We start from the raw sequence: 17,030 nt of genomic DNA on the forward strand, positions 1-17,030 counted from the left end.
AATCTCCTAGCTGGAGGAATAATTATACATATTTAGTTTAATTAATGCTTCATTTATTTTTTCCTTATTAAAAGGTTTATCTATAAAGTGGTCAATGCCCTCTACTTCAGATTGAATTTGTTTGAGCATACCATCATGGGCGCTAATCATAACAATCCTTGAGTTTTGATGATACTTCTTGATCATCGGGGCTAGGTGATAACCCAAACCATCAGGAAGGTTAAGGTCAAGAAAGAAAAGATCATATGAGTGCTTTTTCAATTTACCCATCGCTTCCTCAATCGTAAAAGCCTGGTCAGGTAAATATCCCATTTGTTTTAATAGTGCGGAGAGTAAAAAGCAAATTTCTTTTTCGTCATCTACAATAAGAATTTTCCTCCCTTTCATTATTTAACTATACTCAGTATCAGTAAAAAATATAACATGACCTTAAACTTTTTCAAAAAACGCTCCTAATCCAATAACATTCTCAGGATAAACATACTTATAATATTCAATTGTTATCCAATAGTATACAATGCTATGGTGTCAGGCCCTAAAAAAATATTATGGGGCTAAACTATTTCAATATGTAATATGAATAAATAGTTTTTTAATTTCTCAACCTAAAGTGTAATAAAGAAAAAACCCAATATAATCAGAATTTATTTCCACAAAAAATGTAGAAAAAAGGCAACGTTTTTCGGTACTTTTAATTCTATAACTTCAATGTCACTATATAGCTGATCCAATCACCTCCCTCAATTTTGGGCATATCAAAGATGTTATCATCATATTTGATATAAGCATAAAACCCTTCAGTCGGCAAATATACAAACTTATACAAGTTATTATCTATATCTTCCAGGATGTCAAGCTGCTTTTTTACCCTTTCATCTACTTTGTATATTTCTCCGACTACGCTATCCTGCTCAGTACTATAGACCATATATGGATACCAATGTTCATAATCATATAGACTAAATCCTCTCAAATTATGTTGATTACTTATACATTCGCAATCCTTAATGATATGATGGTTAGTTCCTTGCTTGCGAAGGGTACCGTAAACGAATACATTGTAAAAATCCATTGTAGAAATTAACAAATTATAAATCTTAAACTGCGATAAATAGTAGTATAGTAGAGCATTAGTTTATAAGTAAAATGAATAAAAAACGCTGTCTGTTTATCATCAACCCAATTTCAGGAATTGGCAATCAAAAACTACTTCCCGACCTAATCAGGAAATACCTTGATCTAAACCAATATAGTTACGATATCGCTTATACGAAATATGCTGGCCATGCTCCCCAACTCACTGCCGACCACAAAGAGGATTTTGATGTTATCGTAGCAGTTGGTGGCGATGGCACCGTAAATGAAGTGGCCACCGCTTTGGTAGACTCTACTACTGCCATAGGAGTGATCCCATCAGGTTCCGGCAATGGCTTTGCCAGACATATGGAAATTTCTATGCAGGTGAACAAAGCAATTCTTCAACTCAACAGCAGCAAGGCTGAAAAATTTGATACAGGCTTACTGAATGAGAAGACCTTTTTCAATGTCTCAGGAGTAGGTTTTGATGGCCAGATCAGTAAAACATTTGCCGAACAGCTTAAACGTGGATATTTGACCTACGCTCGCTGTATAATGGAGGAGTTTCAAACCTATACCCCGAAGAAGTTTCGCTATCAGCTTGATGATGAAATCGTTGAAGAAGATTTTTTCCTGATTGCTTTTGCTAATACCAGTCAGTACGGAAATAATGCGATCATCGCACCTCAGGCTAGTGCTAATGATGGTTTGCTTGACATAGTGCTTGTTCGCCCTTTTCCGCCTATACATCTCCCCACTTTTACTATGATGGCACTTTTTCGTAATCTCCATCACTCGCCTTATGTCCGCATCATTAAAACTAAATCCTTTAGCCTGGAAAACGAAGAACTGGCACCTGTTCATATTGATGGCGAATTCCTGAACAATGACCCATTTATCAACGTGAGTATCAAGCCTGGAAGTTTGTTGGTGATGACACCTATTAAATAATTGTTAACAACTATCTCATCCTTAGTGAAAATGTTCATATTTTATTAACCAAAGCGTAAAACCTGTTTAACCTGATTGTAATTATTTCTTGATTACTTTATGCAATCAATTAATATGCTCTTGAAAAGCACAATCAGAGATAGTTTTGGTCAAATTCCTCTTTTAAAAATACGATATCTGAAAATCGTATACCAATACACTTTTCCCCTCGCCTCAACTTACAGCCTTACCTCATGTGTAGAAGCGTTTCTTGGAATAAATTCATTATTAATAACTTATCATTATGTCTTCAAGAAAAAGACAAGTAGAGGTAGCCATCATTTCTGATGTTCACCTGGGTACTTATGGATGTAATGCCCGTGAACTCCACAAATACCTCAAAAGCATTCAACCCAAAGTGCTTGTGCTTAACGGTGACATCATTGACATCTGGCAATTTAGCAAACGTTATTTTCCCACTACCCATATGAAGATCATTAAGCAGATCTTCAGCATGGCGTCCAAAGGGGTACATGTTTATTATGTCACTGGTAATCATGATGAAATGCTTCGCAAATTTGAAGGTTTTACCATGGGAACACTCAAGATTGTGAACAAATTGGTACTGGAACTGGATGGAAAAAAAGCCTGGATTTTTCATGGTGACGTGTTTGATATCACGATGAAACATTCAAAATGGCTGGCCAAATTAGGAGCAATAGGTTATGATACGCTGATTTTGCTGAATGCAATGGTCAACTTCTGTTCTGAAAAAATTGGTAAAGGAAAAGTTTCCTTCAGCAAACGGATTAAAAACAGTGTGAAAAGCGCGGTCAAATTCATTGATGATTTTGAAAATACTGCTTCAGAGATTGCTATTTCTAATGGCTACGATTATGTGATTTGCGGACATATTCACAACCCGGAAATCAGAAAAATAGTGGTGGAAGAGGGTAAAGTAACGTATTTGAACAGTGGCGATTGGGTTGAGAATCTTACTGCCCTGGAATACAAAAATAAAAAGTGGTCGCTTTATAAATACGGAGATGATCAGGTGCTTCATGAAGATGATCATGAAGAGGATGATCAGAGCATGGACATTTCAGTATTGTACACTAATCTATTACAGGAGTTTCAACTCAAGAAAGTATGAAAGTATTATATGCTATTCAGGGAACTGGCAATGGACACGTGAGCAGAGCCAGAGACATTGTTCCTTTGCTTCAGCAGAAAACGGATCTGGACATTTTGATCAGTGGTATACAGGCTGATGTAAGTCTGCCCTATCCGGTAGCTTATCAGATGAAAGGGATGAGTTTCATTTTTGGCAAGTCAGGAGGCGTGGACCTGATAGAAACCTATAGAAAAACCAATACAAGAGAGCTATGGAAGGATATACAGCAGTTTCCGGTGGAAAAGTATGACCTTATCATCAACGATTTTGAGCCGGTTTCTGCCTGGGCATCTTACCTAAAAAAGACACCCTGTATCAGTCTCAGTCACCAAAGCGCAATACTGGCAGCACAGTCTCCCCAACCAAAAAAAACAGATGCTTTTGGCAAAATGATACTCAAGCGTTACGCTCCCTCAGCCATGAAATATGGCTTTCATTTTGCTGCCTTTGACGAAAATATTTTTACTCCGGTCATTCGCAAGGAGATTCGTGATACAGAGGTCAAAAATAAAGGGCACTATACTGTATACCTGCCCTCTTATGATGATGAAAAACTGATCAAGCGACTTAAGAAAATAAGCGATGTGAAATGGCATATTTTTTCAAAACATACGCAAAAGAAGTACAAAGTTAAAAACCTGAGAATTAAGCCGATCAATAACGAAAGTTTCATCAAAAGTCTCACGTCTTGTGAAGGCATCTTATGTGGTGCAGGATTTGAAACGCCTGCGGAAGCGCTTTACCTCAACAAAAAACTCATGGTTATACCCATGAAAAACCAATACGAGCAGCATTGTAATGCCGCTGCCCTTGATACCCTGGGTATACCTGTACTGAAAAACTTAAAGAAAAAGCACCTTCCAAAAATTGAAGATTGGGTGCAAAATGGCAAATCTCTGGCTATCAATTACCCTGACATTACAGAAGAAATCATTGATATGGTTTTGTCAAAACACCTAAGTTTGCAACCTCAAGTAAAACTAGTTTAAGTTGCAAGCGAAAGATTTTGGTGATTCATTTTATTGGGGTGTATCTACAGCTGCTTATCAAACTGAAGGCGCGTACAAAAAAGACGGTAAAGGCCTTTCCATCTGGGACAAATTTGTAAGTACTAAAGGAAAAATATATCAAAATCAGCATGCGAATGTAGGATGTGATTTTTATCATCGCTACCCAGAAGACATTGACATCCTGAAGCAGTTAGGCATAAAGAATTTTCGCTTTTCCATCTCCTGGCCTCGTATATTTCCAAAAGGCAACGGTAGCCTGAATCAAAAAGGGCTTGATTTTTATAAAAAAGTAATTGACCACTGTCTGAAGCAAAGCATCACTCCCTGGATTACACTTTATCACTGGGACTTGCCTCTTGCCTTACAGCAGCGCGGAGGTTGGACCAATCGCGACATTATCGGATGGTTTTCGGATTATGTAGATACTTGTAGCCGAGCATTCGGAGATCATGTAAAACACTGGATGGTACTTAATGAACCTTTGGTATTTACAGGTGCGGGATACTTTCTGGGCATTCATGCGCCGGGCATGCATGGCTTACTTCCTTTCCTTTCAACTGTACATCATGCGGCCATGTGCCAGGCAGAAGGTGGACGTATTATCAGGTCAAATTTACCAGAAGCAGAAATTGGCACTACATTTTCCTGTACTATGGTAGAGCCAAGTTCAACACATCCCAGAGATTTACATGCTTCCCGTAGAGTTGATGCATTGCTTAACAGATTATTCATTGAACCTGCCCTGGGTTTAGGCTATCCACATGATTATTTTCATTCGCTTAAGCGTATAGAAAAATATATGTACCCCGATGATGAGGTGGCTTTGCAGTTTGACTTTGATTTTATTGGCTTGCAAAATTATACCCGGGAGGTTATCCGTCATTCGTACTTCACTCCCTATATCCATGCTCGTCCGGTAGAAGCTGAAAAAAGACGAGTACCGGTAACCCTTATGAGATGGGAAGTCTACCCGGAATCCATTTATCATATACTCAAACTTTTTCATCAGAGATATAATCTGGATAACATTATCATTACAGAAAATGGTGCAGCATTTAGAGATGTGTGGCGGAATGGAAAAGTAGAAGATCCGCAACGTAAACATTACTTGAAACAGTACATAGCACAGTGCTTGCGTGCCCAACAAGAAGGCGTACCTCTAAAAGGCTACTTTGTATGGACTTTGATGGATAACTTTGAGTGGGCCGAAGGGTACCGACCTACCTTTGGCTTGGTTCACGTTGACTTTACTACGCAAAAAAGAACAATTAAAGACTCAGGCAGGTGGTATGGCAGATTTATCAATGAAATTAGATAATCAATCCTTAACCTCCGTTACCTCTTTTTCAGGTTGCTTATCGTTTTTGCCATATACTTTCTTCAGATGAGAACTTACATTTTCATGAAAATGCTGTTGCTCAATCACTCTATTTTTCCACTCATCTAATCGTCGTTCCCAGAAAAGGGCATTATCATAATTATTAACTGTATTCATAACTTAAAAAATTAGGGTTAACACAAATTCAAAAAAAATGGGCAATGACTACCTAAAAATTATGACTCCAACAAAACTCGGCTGGAATAGTCATTGTTCAAGAATTTTTTAGCGGATTCTCGTTCAGTAAATAGCTTAATGTGTAAGTTTTTAAATACTCTCCTGGAATTCTGCAACCATTCATGTTCAGAAAGGAGATGCAAATAAGATTCTGCTTTAGTGACTAAAGCTACTTTGCATAGATAATTGGGAGAATTAATTTCATACACCTCACTAGCCTTTTTTGACCATTTCCTCACAAATACCATAAATGCATTGTGGCTGATATCAGTAAAATCATCTTTTATAAAAAGCCAAGTGTTCGTTTGATGAATCATCGCAATATTCATCGCTATATCCATAGTATCATGGTACAAATGAGAAGGTCCCTGGCCATTAAAGTTAATTTCTACTGCACGTAAAGTTTTGTTGAATTCTGCTACTGCTAAACTATTGATGATTCTATGCATATTTCCAATTAATTTATATCAACCGTTTGATTCTACCCCTTAGGTATTAATTAAAAAAGATCAATAATACATATCATATTTCACGTGCAAATACTTACAAAAAAACCAAAATGCGGATCTTTATTTATTAATATAAGAGAAAAAAATAAAAATTAACACTATAAATACGTTTATAATTACCGTTTTGTTCAAAAAAATAAAAAAATATTACGAGCTCTGAAGGAAGGAAATAGCCACTGATAAGATAAAAACTTATTCGGTGCACAAAATCTAATTATTATACTGTAAGGCAAATATTTTGTTAATACTTTAAAACAACTCGTTTAAACACTTTTATTATTCAATAAATAATAAAAAAAGAGGAATTATTCTCGGCATATCATAATTGTTAATTACCTAAGTACAGGTTGGTTAGCGTTATTATTCAACAGTTTATGCGACAAATTTTGTACATCAGAAACTAATAAATAACATGGGAAGATATTGTGAATAGCATTGGCAAAAATTAATATGTATATACACTTAATTGCTATATGTTCAACCATAAAAAAAGCTACCTTTTGAAGTAGCTTAATTCATAATAACAACAAAAGTCTATATTTTTGTTAGAAATTATAGCCCAGACTTACCAAGAGAATACGAGACTCTCTCTTATATTCAAAAGTCTGTCTGAAATTTTCACCATAATTTTCTCCAGCAAACATTCTCGTATCAAATACATCTCTATAGGTGACACTAAGATTAGCCTTATCTTCTAGAAAAGATCTTTGCAGACTGATATCGGCATAGTAACGAGCCAAATCCCTGCCCTGTGCTTCAACCTCAGGGGCAGTATAATTTCCTGTCAACTGAAAATCAATATCATAGGGGAGATTTACGTCAGTAGTAAGCTTTGCATTCCATGAGAGTCCACTGTTAGTTAAGTCTGTTCCTAAATTACTACCATCTACTTCGGTTTGGAAAATTGAATAGCTGGCGTTTACATTCCACCAAGGAGTAATCTGAGCGGTAGATATCAACTCAAAACCGTAAGTCTGGCTGGTATTGAGGTTGGTAGGCTGACGATAAGAGATGCCATCCTCAATTCTTACAATGTAATCTACCTGTCCATCTACATGGCGGTAGAAAATATTAGAGGTAAAATCTGCCTTCTCAAAACGGATCATATGTCCGAGTTCCATAGAGTGAATAAACTCTGGTTGAAGATTAGGATTACCTATGCGTACATTTAATGAGTCAGAGATGTCAGGAAAAGGATTTAACCTCCATCCGTTAGGGCGATCTATCCTTCTACTGTATGTAAATTTTATAGAGTTAAGGTCATTAATATTGTAGAGTGTCTGTAAACTCGGAAACAGATTAAGATACTCTTGATCGTTTTCTTCTCCAGTATTGTATAGTTTAGTATCTACAAAGGTTTGCTCCAATCTTGAGCCTACAGAAACATCAATTTTATCAAAGCTTCTTGAATATATAGCGTAGGCTGCATAAATCTGATCCTGATAAAGAAAACGATTGCTAACAGTTTCCTGATTTATCCATTCATCAGTATTCTGATTGAGCACTTCATATAGATAATCATTATCAAATGAGCGGAGTGTTGATTTCAGACCTGCCTCTAATTTACCTTCGCCCAAAGGCTGTACATAATCAGCTTGAGCTACCATTGTTTGTCTGTATTCATCATTAAAAGAACGCTCCTGTCCTGTAGGGTCTTCTCCTTCAGGATTGATAGTGCCACGAAAAACATTGATATCCTGATTTTCTAATTGATCTCTGAAAGAGTGACTTATTGAAAATCTAAATTCTTTACCTTTCTGATCAAACAAACGTTCATAGATAAGCGCATTATCCATGGAATAGTTGTCCTCACTCTCTCGGTTCTGACGATTGAATTCCAATAAGGTATTTCCTGTTTCAGTATCAAAAACCTGAGTAAAATTATTCTCAAAGTCGCTTTCATCTTCCATATTAAAAGCGCCTTCGTAGCTTATTTTATTTTTCCCGATAAAGTAATCTCCTCCTATGTTGATCGTATGTTCTTTATCCTGACTTTCGCGCTCTCCGTACTGCTCAAGTCTTTCGTTGTCATCATAGGTAATTCTGGTTGTCCTTCCATTACCTACTCTTGGCCAGCTACGATAACTGTAGCCTCCATAAACATTGTAATTATTGCTTTTGTGATTTAATCTAAGGTTTGTATTTAGTCTATAGCGAGTGCCAAGAGTTACTTCTGCTTTTCCATTAGTACCTTTATCCTCACCTCTTTTCAATTGAATATTAATCACCCCTCCTGCACCTTCTGCATCATATTTAGCATTTGGATTATTTACGATTTTAACCTGATCAATAGCACTGGCAGGGATCTGTTCCAGGTCTGAAGCTAATGCGGAATTTCTGCCATCAATCAGTACATTAGTACCACTACTACCACGGATAGTAACTGTACCATCCTGACTTACATTTACAGAAGGTGTATTTCTTAACACATCTAGCAGGCTACCCCCAACATTGGAAATAGTTTGATCAGGACGAATATTCAAGCCTTCAAGATCTGTAGAAACAGGCCTACGTATTTCCTTACTTTCAACTACTACTTCTTCCAATTGCTTGGTATCAGCCGATAAATTTATATTACCGAGCTTTACTGGGGCATCCTGAACAACAATATCTGTAATTCTCTTTTCTTCATAACCCACAAAAACGATTTCTAAAACGTAGTTACCTTCTTCAGCCTGAATCATAAATTTACCATCATCCTGAGTAATACCGCCAGCATAAGGTGAACTACTTCCAGGCTCATAAAGCGCTACCTGCGCATACGGCACCACTTCATCGCTCTCCTCATCAATGACAGTACCTACCACTCTGTATTTATTCTGGGCCATTAATGTGATGCTGAAAAAAAGAAATAAAAAAGTTAGGATATATTTATACATAGGAATTTATTTATGACTCTAAAAAATGTTTAATGTTTGGCTATATAAGTTTAAACGAATCCCTGCTGCTCGGGTTTGCAATTTTGTAGATTCATAGCCGCGTTTTGTAGAATAAATAAAAAAAATGAAGGTGTTTACTGCTATTATTCACGCCATTTTTGAAAATAAGTATGTAAATGTCTGTCAAGAAAAGTTTATGAATATTGTCAATTTTCAAAATAATGCCCTCATCATGATACTTCCTGAGTGTACACTAGGTCTTTCTTCAGATTTTCTTCCGTAATAATTTATTACCAATTGCAGCCCTTCTAAGATATGTTGTTGCCAATTCAACGTCCACCTTATATTAGAACCACTATTTAGTCCGTCTAACATTTCATAAGCAAGTGGTGAGTTAATTTCACCTTCATACAAAATGTCAATATATTCTATGCTGGCGTTGATATTATGTTTCATCAACTGAGTGTACCGAAAATCAAGTCCAAGGGTGTGGTGATCGGCTGTTTCTCCTGCCTGTTCATCAAAACTATCTTCCTGATTTTGCTTGTTGGTATAAGTGTACTTGGCTGAAATTCGGGTTTTCATATCAGCCTGCCAGGATAACTCAGGCCAGAGTTGATAATAATGAATGTTGAAATTTCTGCCACTCTGTTGAGATAGCTGTAACTTCTGAATCTCAACGCCTCTTTCACCCTGCCATCTTAGCCCCCAATGCCGATTAATATTCCAACGTGTGCCTAGCAGATAAGCCTGTTTTACTCTCTCTTCAAAGCCCCCATTTAATAATTGTTTTCTTCTTTGATTTCTGAAGCTCAGCTCAGCTCCGTGAGAAGTTTCTTTCCGGTTAAAAAATAGCGTTGAACGAAGGCTTTCTCTTATGGAAAGTAAGTTTTCATTTTCAGAATCTAACCAGGGTATCACTCTGTGAGCTAAATCCTCATCGCTGATTTTTTTATCTATGCTCCATGCCGTCATGTTAGAGAACCTTCCTAAGAATTGCCGGATACCATTTCTTTCCAACCATTCGTAAGGAGGCTGAATGTTAAGCTGAAAATCAAATGCATTAGTATAAGCTAACAGGAATTCGTTGGTGGGCACAAAAACTCGGATATAATTACGCTCGTCAAAATAGCGTGCTTCGTAAAACTCATCAATCTCTTCAATTCCATCACCGTTATCATCTCTCCAGGTATACGCGCCCTCTCCTACCGGAACCCGCACGTAAACAAACTCTCGTTTTGGCTCTCTTCCATTTGCCAGGCTGTAATTCAAATCGGTTTGAATCGCCCCATTAGCCATTGAGCCTGTCCAGTTCAATAACCCCATTAAAGTATTGCTACCGAATTTAGTTTCGGAAGAAGAAAAATCTGAAAATAATGAATCGTTTCTATAATCAAGTTGACGATAAGCCAATTGCATGTTGATATGGTGCTTCTCTCCTATTGGCATATCAGCAGAAGCAGTTAGCGTTTGTGCGAGATCTGATTGAAGAAGTTGGCCTTTGTGTGGTAAAAAATCTTTTCTCAAGCTATAATCCAGTTGAAAGATACCTTTTAAGCTGTCAGCACTTCTGATGTAAAACAAATGCTCTTCAAAGTTCATGGAAGAGAAGATGATAGAATCATTTCCCTGATGGTTTTGCTGATTTTTATCTATTCTATAAGTATAGCCGGGACGAACATATTGCCCCCGATGATGCAGGTCTACTGACCACCTTTTCCATTGTGAATTGGTATCAAAGCGACTGCTTTGCAAAAAGAAAGCTTGTCCACTGAGCTGAAACTTCCCTAAAGATTTGCTTGCGAAGGTGCGGTGTTGGGTACCAGAAAGTGCATCTCCTTTATTTCTGCCAATCCACTGGTAAGTAAACTGGTTTAATGCGCTTTTTTCCAAAAATACCCGTGAACTGAGTATGTGATCGTCGTAAAGGGAAGCAGTATCTGAAAAACCAAGCGTATTGAGTGTCCAATCTCTTTCAAACTCTATACTTCGGTACGGATCTACTTCTTTAAAATACTTTTGCCGATATTCATAACTGACATTACTCCCCCACTGATAATCGGAACCTAAGAAAGACCTTTCATTTCCATGATATTGTACAAATAAACCCTGCCCGTGATCATTATCAGCATCTAGCGATGATAAAGCATTGATATCATTTTTAGAAAACGCAGCTTCAATCGTAACTTCATCTTTATTACTGATTTGTGCTTCAGTGCCCAGCACGAGCATATGTTGATTTTTTGGCGTCACTAATAATCTTACCGGCTCATAATTCCCTAGCGTTACACCATTAACTGGAGCAACCCATTCATAGACTTTACTATTGACTGCCGAACCAGAAAGTACGTAGTTTCCTTTTCCTTCTCCCACAAAACTAAAATCAACCTTAAAATCGCCATCTTTTCCTGCAAAATTATATATCTGGTAGTTCGTTCCATTTACTACTGTATCTAATTTGTTATAAAATACCTGATAAAGGTTGCCCACACCTGGCACATCAGCATTCCTATTCGTTTGGTATTGAGGTTGTTGCTGAAAATGAATAGCCGAATCAACTGCCGGGACAAAAGCATTCTCCAATTGATCTCCTGCCAAACTAAGTTCAAGTTTCTCTTCCTCACTTAATGAAAACCCTAAAGCCTGATTGGGGTTATCTTTTTCTCGGTAATAAGAAGTATAAAAGCTCAGACGCTTAAAATTCTGCCGATGGCTGGCTGTAATAATGCTCCTGCTATAACTTCTGTCAGTATATTCATAGTCAATATAAACTCTGGAATAACGCGTGAGCAATACTCTGCTGGTAAAGGTGATTTCGCTCAGATTATAGTTGATTGTATAATCTTTATTATAACCTCTTTCTAACAGCTTACCATCCAGATAGACTTTTTCACTATTGGCTATGATAAAATAAGCTCCGGCTAACTGATTATTACCATCTGAAGAATTTTTATTATCCGGGGAGTTGATCTGATACGGGCCTTGTACTCCTTCCTGAATATTAAGGTTGATTGAGGCAAACTTACCTTTTGACAAAGCAAAACCTATTTCTGTTTCAGCTTGGTTATTCTCAGAAAATGAATAATTATTATGAATTCGTCCGCCCTGTACATTCCTACGATAACGTAGAAAATAAGGTCCGCCTTGATTTGTATTCAGGTCATTACCACCACGGCTATTTCCTATCCATTGATTTCCACTTTGCTGCAGTATGATATCTCCGGCAAGTAATGAGAGATTTTCATTATACAATTCAAGGTAGACATTATCAAAATCTTGTAACTGCTGGGTGTTGCCCTCGGGTTGCACAGGAATATTTTGATCGGTAATGGAAGCCCGTATCTGCAACTCATCAGATAATGCTCCTTCAATCTGTAGATTTAAAGAAGAGTTGAGAAAAACATTTTGCCTGTTACCAACAGATATACCCCGACTGATACTGCCATTTTTATACAACTTGGGTGTTTCAAATAACTCTTCTCGTCCTTTTAATCCTAAGCTACTTTTGGGAGGCGCCTCTTTGAAATAAGCTGAAGAATCGTAAATAGAAAGATCTTTATGGGCATGCTTCTGAAGAAAAGAAAAAGGAAGTAACCGATAATAAATATCAGTAGCTGTTTTTTTTTTCAAAGCAGCAGAATGGAAATGTAAATAATGAGTACTGTAATCGTAATGAAATGAAGTTGAGTCTAATAATTGATCATCTACTTTGATAAGCAAAGAACCTGGTACAATAGAGAGGCTATCTAGAAAAATTGAATCTGATAGTTGATTCAGATGTAAATGTTTTTGGTTGATTAACAACTGCTCCTCAGGAGTTTGCCCCATCAGCTGATATGAAGCAAGAAACAGAATGAAAGCAATATGTAATCGTTTGAATATCATTCTTTGAGGCTAACTGACTCTTTATCTATAGCAAGGGGAAGCTCAATAAAAAAAGTGGTGCCTTTTCCTTCCTGGGTATCAAAAGCTATACGGCCACCTGCATGTTCAATGCCTCTTTTGGTGATAGCCAAGCCGATACCAGAGCCAGCATACTTGGTACTGAAATTTGGTAAAAATACTTTATGCTGAATTTCTTTAGCGATTCCAGAGCCATTATCACTCACCTTCAGGATAAGTTTATCTCTTCCAATCTGCTGTAGATGGATGTCAATTTTTGGTGTTCGGTCTTTTGGAATGGACTGACGGGCATTGATAATCAGATTGCTGAGAATACGCCCCATGAGTTGCTGATCACTAACAATTGCATAATTTCCATTCTCAATACACATTCTGATATGGTCTCCTTCCTCTTCAATAAACAAGCCTACTACCTTATTTACCAGGGCGGAAAAATCAAAATACTCACTCTTGGGGGTAGGCATTTTGGCAAAGTCAGAAAATGAACTGGCAATATCGCTCAGCGTATCAATCTGGTGTAAGAGATTGTCAAATGGCTTACCCATTTCATTCACCTCAATTGCGTTCATCCCTTGTTTAAAATCCACCTGTAATTTGCGCTTCAAATGTTGCAAACTCAGCTTCATAGGGGTCAAAGGATTTTTAATCTCATGAGCGACTTGCTTTGCCATTTCTCGCCAGGCTGATTCTTTTTCACTCCTTGCCAAAGCCGCTTTACTGGCTTCCAGCTTCACCAACATTTTATTGTACTCTCCAATCATCAGGCCTATTTCATCATTAGCATCCCAGGAGAGCGGCTCGTTATAGTCTGCAAGTGAAGTGCGCTTTATTTTTTGAGTAATATACTTCAGTGGGTAGGTCAGCAGGATAGAGGCCAGATAGGAAATAATCAAAAATACTATAAACACCATCGTAAAGATGTTCATAATATTAGTCATTACCTGGATTACCTGCTCTTCCAGCTGGCTCCTGGATTCAAAAAATGGCAAACTGAGCATTCCCATCAGCTCCCCTGTATTTTCTGACTTAAGTCCAATGTATGAAGATTTATAAGAGAGACTTCCCACCGATTCATCTAACACCAATTTGTTATTTTCACTTTCTTTAATGTTTGCTAATGCTTTGGGATTGATGTAGGAAGAAAGCAGGCTATCTTCATAGATCAAGGGCTGGGAGGTAGCAATCAGTTTTCCATTGGTGTCAAAAATATTGGCATCAGTCTCGGCATATTTTGACATTTGAGACAAAGAATTTGCCAATGCATCATCACTCAATTCACCCTGAAAATAATTATCAAGGATATCAATAATATTTCTGCCAATCTGCTCCGCCTTTTTCAGGTACTCGGAATCTACCTCCTCGCTATAAGATTTACTTATCACACTCAACGTAGTGATGCTCAGCGCTAAAAGAGGCATAAAGAAGGCCGCATTCAGGTAGAGCTGAATTTTGGTAGCAAAGTTCAGATTTTCATTTTTTAACAAGAAATATATGGAATAACCTCCCAGTACGACTAAAATAGTAAATACCAGAAGAAGAAATAGAAATGAAAAATTAGAAACTACATTGATAAAAGCATAAGTTTCTGACACTATTACGATGTACTCATCTACCTTGCCTTTTACGATCAGATAATCATAGCCATCACGATTAATTACCTTATCATTGTCTATATTTTTATCAAAATCATAACCGTTGAGGTTCAAAAAAGACACATCATCTCCATTACTATAAGTCAGTTCTCCGTCCCCATTGAATATTGCATAATCATAGTCATTACTAGGATAGGACTGTAGGTATCTCCTGTCAATCAGCAGTTCAGGATAAACCCGGTTTGGAATAAAACGCTTAAGAGATAGGTCAAGAACTATGTAACCAATTGTGGTATTAAAATCTTCTAATTCAATTAGCGTAATATAACGCTTGGGTGCCCCTTGAGCTATACGCTGATCGCTGGCTTCATTGATGAAGAAAATATTTTCGTACTCCGTTTCAAAGCGAGCATCATCAGTAATATTTACAAACTCTTCGTAGCCAATGACATCAGTATTTTCTAAAGGAATACCTCTGCTATTATAAAGGTATATATCAATATCATAACGGTCAAAGTAGTTGCTAAGATAGATACGGTTGATCTTTTGGCGGATTGCTTCCTTGGATGCCAGGGTATTGTAAATACGATTTTTAATGAACCTATCTTCTTTTATCTTTTCTGCAACCTCGTTAAGAAGATACTCTCCCAGTATGTCATTATCTACCAGCAACTGATTGGCAAATTTCTGTTTGTTATCCAATGTATCTACTTGATGAATATCATACGCTGCCAAAGCACCTGTAACACCACTTACAAGGGCGCAACTAAAAAGATACAAAAAAGTAATGTAGCTTACCCTGGTGAGATACTTGGGTAATTGAAAAGTGTAAAGTAAAGCGAGGTAAAAAAAGCTAATAAGGATAATTGGCAAAGTTGGTGCCTCCCAAATCAGATAACTTAGACAAAGTAATACTACTGCAGTGATCAATAACCATTTCAGTTCCAGAAATGAACGGGAAATAAGGCTGATGAATGTGCGAAAAACAATATGAGCAAACAAAAAATAACTCACCGTATTTATCACAAAGATCACTAAACTTATAATTTTAAGTGAAGAGAAGTCTAAGCTTTCGGTGATATCTAATGTCCACTGTGAATTGAAATAAATCGTCTTAATAGTATAATAGTGAATATGTAATGCCCAGACACCAATAATGATAAGCGATACCACAATACCGGAAAGCAATTTTGGTTTTAGTTTTAATAGAAGTTGATAGACATTTAGTTTTCCATAATAGAGATATAGATAAAATAGGATTAGAAGTAGAGAAAGAGAATTGAGTAGTAAATCACCTAGTGAAGGATTGAGGCTTGAAGATGCATAAAATCTACCATCAAATAGCCTCATAGGCATGATGCTAAAGGGAAATTCAAAATACAGCATGAAAAACCTTAGTCCCAGTAAACTGATGATTACCAGCGCAATTGCAAAATCATATTGATTATTATTAATATTATGGTGAACACTACGAAAGACATTGAAAAGTATCAGTATGATGGAAAATAAAATCAGCACGCTAAGCAGTGTCTGAAAAGATTTTGCTGTATTATGCTCTCGGTATCCTCTGGCAGGTTTATTGAGTTCTACTGAAAAAATAGGTTCACCTTCGTAAGAGATGAGGTTTTCGTTTTTAGTAAGCTTTGGACTTACGGCCACTGCCCCCTGAGGGAAAATCTCAGTGTTATATCCAGAGCTTATGTACTTGTTATTGATCTTATTTTCAAAGTATATAGGCAACAGTATATAATACTCAAGCTTATCATTCTTATGCGTTACTGTATCTCTGCGAATGATATAGCTACCTCCTTCCAGGTTACGGTACTGGTAAGTATAATATCCTCTTAGCCCTCTATAATTGGGCACCTGCCGATAATCTGACCAATATAAAAGTCTGCCATCTTTGAAAACATAAAAAGGATAGGTTTTAGAGAAATTAAAATTACTAAACATCAGACTATCCATGGCCAGAATCTGTTCTCTTATGTCTTCAGATTCTGCTTCTACCTCGTCCATAGCCTTTTCTACATTGTTGGAGATATCGCGCAGATACTGAGACTCACTTCTAAATCCTCCTATAAAAAACAACCTTAAAACCAATGCAAAAAGCAGGAGCAACAAAGCTGTAAATAATGACAGCTTTTTGATTTTAAAGAATTGAAATAATGTAGGATCCAGCTTCATGGTTTGCTAATTGACTTCAAATTCTATGCATTTTTTTATTCAATGAAATTTAAGCGTTGAAACAAGACGCTATTTCAATAAATGAAATTGAGCATTTGCCTTTGAAGCCTAAAATATCATTTCAAAGCACTATATACACTTCTTATTTGTGGAAAAGGCTACATCTTATAAGATAAATGAGCTAAGTCAAAACGCAACAAGTACAAGGAATGAAAAA

General features: G+C 37.0%; 11 protein-coding genes. 4 read left to right on the forward strand and 7 right to left on the reverse strand.

Annotated features, from left to right (window positions below):
- Positions 1–6: 6 nt before the first annotated feature.
- Together WJR50_RS14990 and WJR50_RS14995 are read right to left on the reverse strand one after the other, a co-directional pair.
- Positions 7–387 carry a response regulator gene (locus WJR50_RS14990; RefSeq protein ID WP_341294112.1) on the reverse strand — a complete coding sequence of 127 codons (381 nt, stop codon included), beginning with the start codon at positions 385–387 and terminating at the stop codon, positions 7–9.
- 310 nt (positions 388–697) lie between these two features.
- Positions 698–1,087, reverse strand: coding sequence for a gamma-glutamylcyclotransferase family protein (locus tag WJR50_RS14995; protein ID WP_341294113.1), 390 nt, complete (start codon positions 1,085–1,087; stop codon positions 698–700).
- A 59-nt stretch (positions 1,088–1,146) separates the two neighbouring features.
- Here WJR50_RS14995 and WJR50_RS15000 point away from each other — a divergent pair, with 59 nt between their 5' ends.
- The 4 genes from WJR50_RS15000 (at position 1,147) to WJR50_RS15015 (ending at position 5,509) form a co-directional block, all read left to right on the forward strand.
- Entirely contained in the window at positions 1,147–2,028 is an 882-nt protein-coding gene (locus WJR50_RS15000; RefSeq protein ID WP_341294114.1) for a diacylglycerol/lipid kinase family protein, read from the forward strand.
- Positions 2,029–2,311: 283 nt separating this feature from the next.
- A complete protein-coding gene (locus tag WJR50_RS15005; protein WP_341294115.1) occupies positions 2,312–3,160 on the forward strand; it encodes a UDP-2,3-diacylglucosamine diphosphatase in 849 nt (282 codons plus the stop codon).
- On the forward strand, positions 3,157–4,170 hold the full coding sequence (locus WJR50_RS15010; RefSeq protein WP_341294116.1) for a glycosyltransferase family protein: 1,014 nt from the start codon (positions 3,157–3,159) through the stop codon (positions 4,168–4,170). The genes WJR50_RS15005 and WJR50_RS15010 overlap by 4 nt, the downstream gene beginning before the upstream one ends.
- 1 nt (position 4,171) lies before the next feature.
- Positions 4,172–5,509 carry a GH1 family beta-glucosidase gene (locus tag WJR50_RS15015; protein WP_341294117.1) on the forward strand — a complete coding sequence of 446 codons (1,338 nt, stop codon included), beginning with the start codon at positions 4,172–4,174 and terminating at the stop codon, positions 5,507–5,509.
- On the opposite strand, the gene WJR50_RS15020 is transcribed toward WJR50_RS15015, so the two are convergent.
- From WJR50_RS15020 to WJR50_RS15040, 5 genes are all read right to left on the reverse strand, one after another.
- A complete protein-coding gene (locus WJR50_RS15020) occupies positions 5,510–5,686 on the reverse strand; it encodes a hypothetical protein (RefSeq protein ID WP_341294118.1) in 177 nt (58 codons plus the stop codon).
- Between the two features lie 59 nt (positions 5,687–5,745).
- A complete protein-coding gene (locus WJR50_RS15025) occupies positions 5,746–6,195 on the reverse strand; it encodes a hypothetical protein (protein WP_341294119.1) in 450 nt (149 codons plus the stop codon).
- Between the two features lie 605 nt (positions 6,196–6,800).
- A complete protein-coding gene (locus WJR50_RS15030) occupies positions 6,801–9,083 on the reverse strand; it encodes a TonB-dependent receptor (protein WP_341294120.1) in 2,283 nt (760 codons plus the stop codon).
- A 264-nt stretch (positions 9,084–9,347) separates the two neighbouring features.
- Positions 9,348–13,019 (reverse strand): DUF8818 domain-containing protein, encoded by a 3,672-nt coding sequence (locus WJR50_RS15035; RefSeq protein ID WP_341294121.1) that lies wholly within the window; start codon positions 13,017–13,019, stop codon positions 9,348–9,350.
- Positions 13,016–16,813, reverse strand: a complete 3,798-nt coding sequence (locus WJR50_RS15040) for an ATP-binding protein (protein WP_341294122.1) — start codon at positions 16,811–16,813, stop codon at positions 13,016–13,018. Before WJR50_RS15040 ends, WJR50_RS15035 begins: the two co-directional genes overlap by 4 nt.
- Positions 16,814–17,030 lie beyond the last annotated feature (217 nt).

Source organism: Catalinimonas locisalis, from assembly GCF_038039535.1.
Lineage (GTDB): Bacteria > Bacteroidota > Bacteroidia > Cytophagales > Cyclobacteriaceae > Catalinimonas.

What these genes read in the sequence shown, in the direction of transcription:
- WJR50_RS14990 (WP_341294112.1), bottom strand. Translation starts at nt 387, where the DNA reads ATGAAAGGGAGGAAAATTCTTATTGTAGATGACGAAAAAGAAATTTGC.
- WJR50_RS15000 (WP_341294114.1), top strand. Translation starts at nt 1,147, where the DNA reads ATGAATAAAAAACGCTGTCTGTTTATCATCAACCCAATTTCAGGAATT.
- WJR50_RS15005 (WP_341294115.1), top strand. Translation starts at nt 2,312, where the DNA reads ATGTCTTCAAGAAAAAGACAAGTAGAGGTAGCCATCATTTCTGATGTT.
- WJR50_RS15010 (WP_341294116.1), top strand. Translation starts at nt 3,157, where the DNA reads ATGAAAGTATTATATGCTATTCAGGGAACTGGCAATGGACACGTGAGC.
- WJR50_RS15020 (WP_341294118.1), bottom strand. Translation starts at nt 5,686, where the DNA reads ATGAATACAGTTAATAATTATGATAATGCCCTTTTCTGGGAACGACGA.
- WJR50_RS15025 (WP_341294119.1), bottom strand. Translation starts at nt 6,195, where the DNA reads ATGCATAGAATCATCAATAGTTTAGCAGTAGCAGAATTCAACAAAACT.
- WJR50_RS15030 (WP_341294120.1), bottom strand. Translation starts at nt 9,083, where the DNA reads ATGGCCCAGAATAAATACAGAGTGGTAGGTACTGTCATTGATGAGGAG.
- WJR50_RS15035 (WP_341294121.1), bottom strand. Translation starts at nt 13,019, where the DNA reads ATGATATTCAAACGATTACATATTGCTTTCATTCTGTTTCTTGCTTCA.
- WJR50_RS15040 (WP_341294122.1), bottom strand. Translation starts at nt 16,813, where the DNA reads ATGAAGCTGGATCCTACATTATTTCAATTCTTTAAAATCAAAAAGCTG.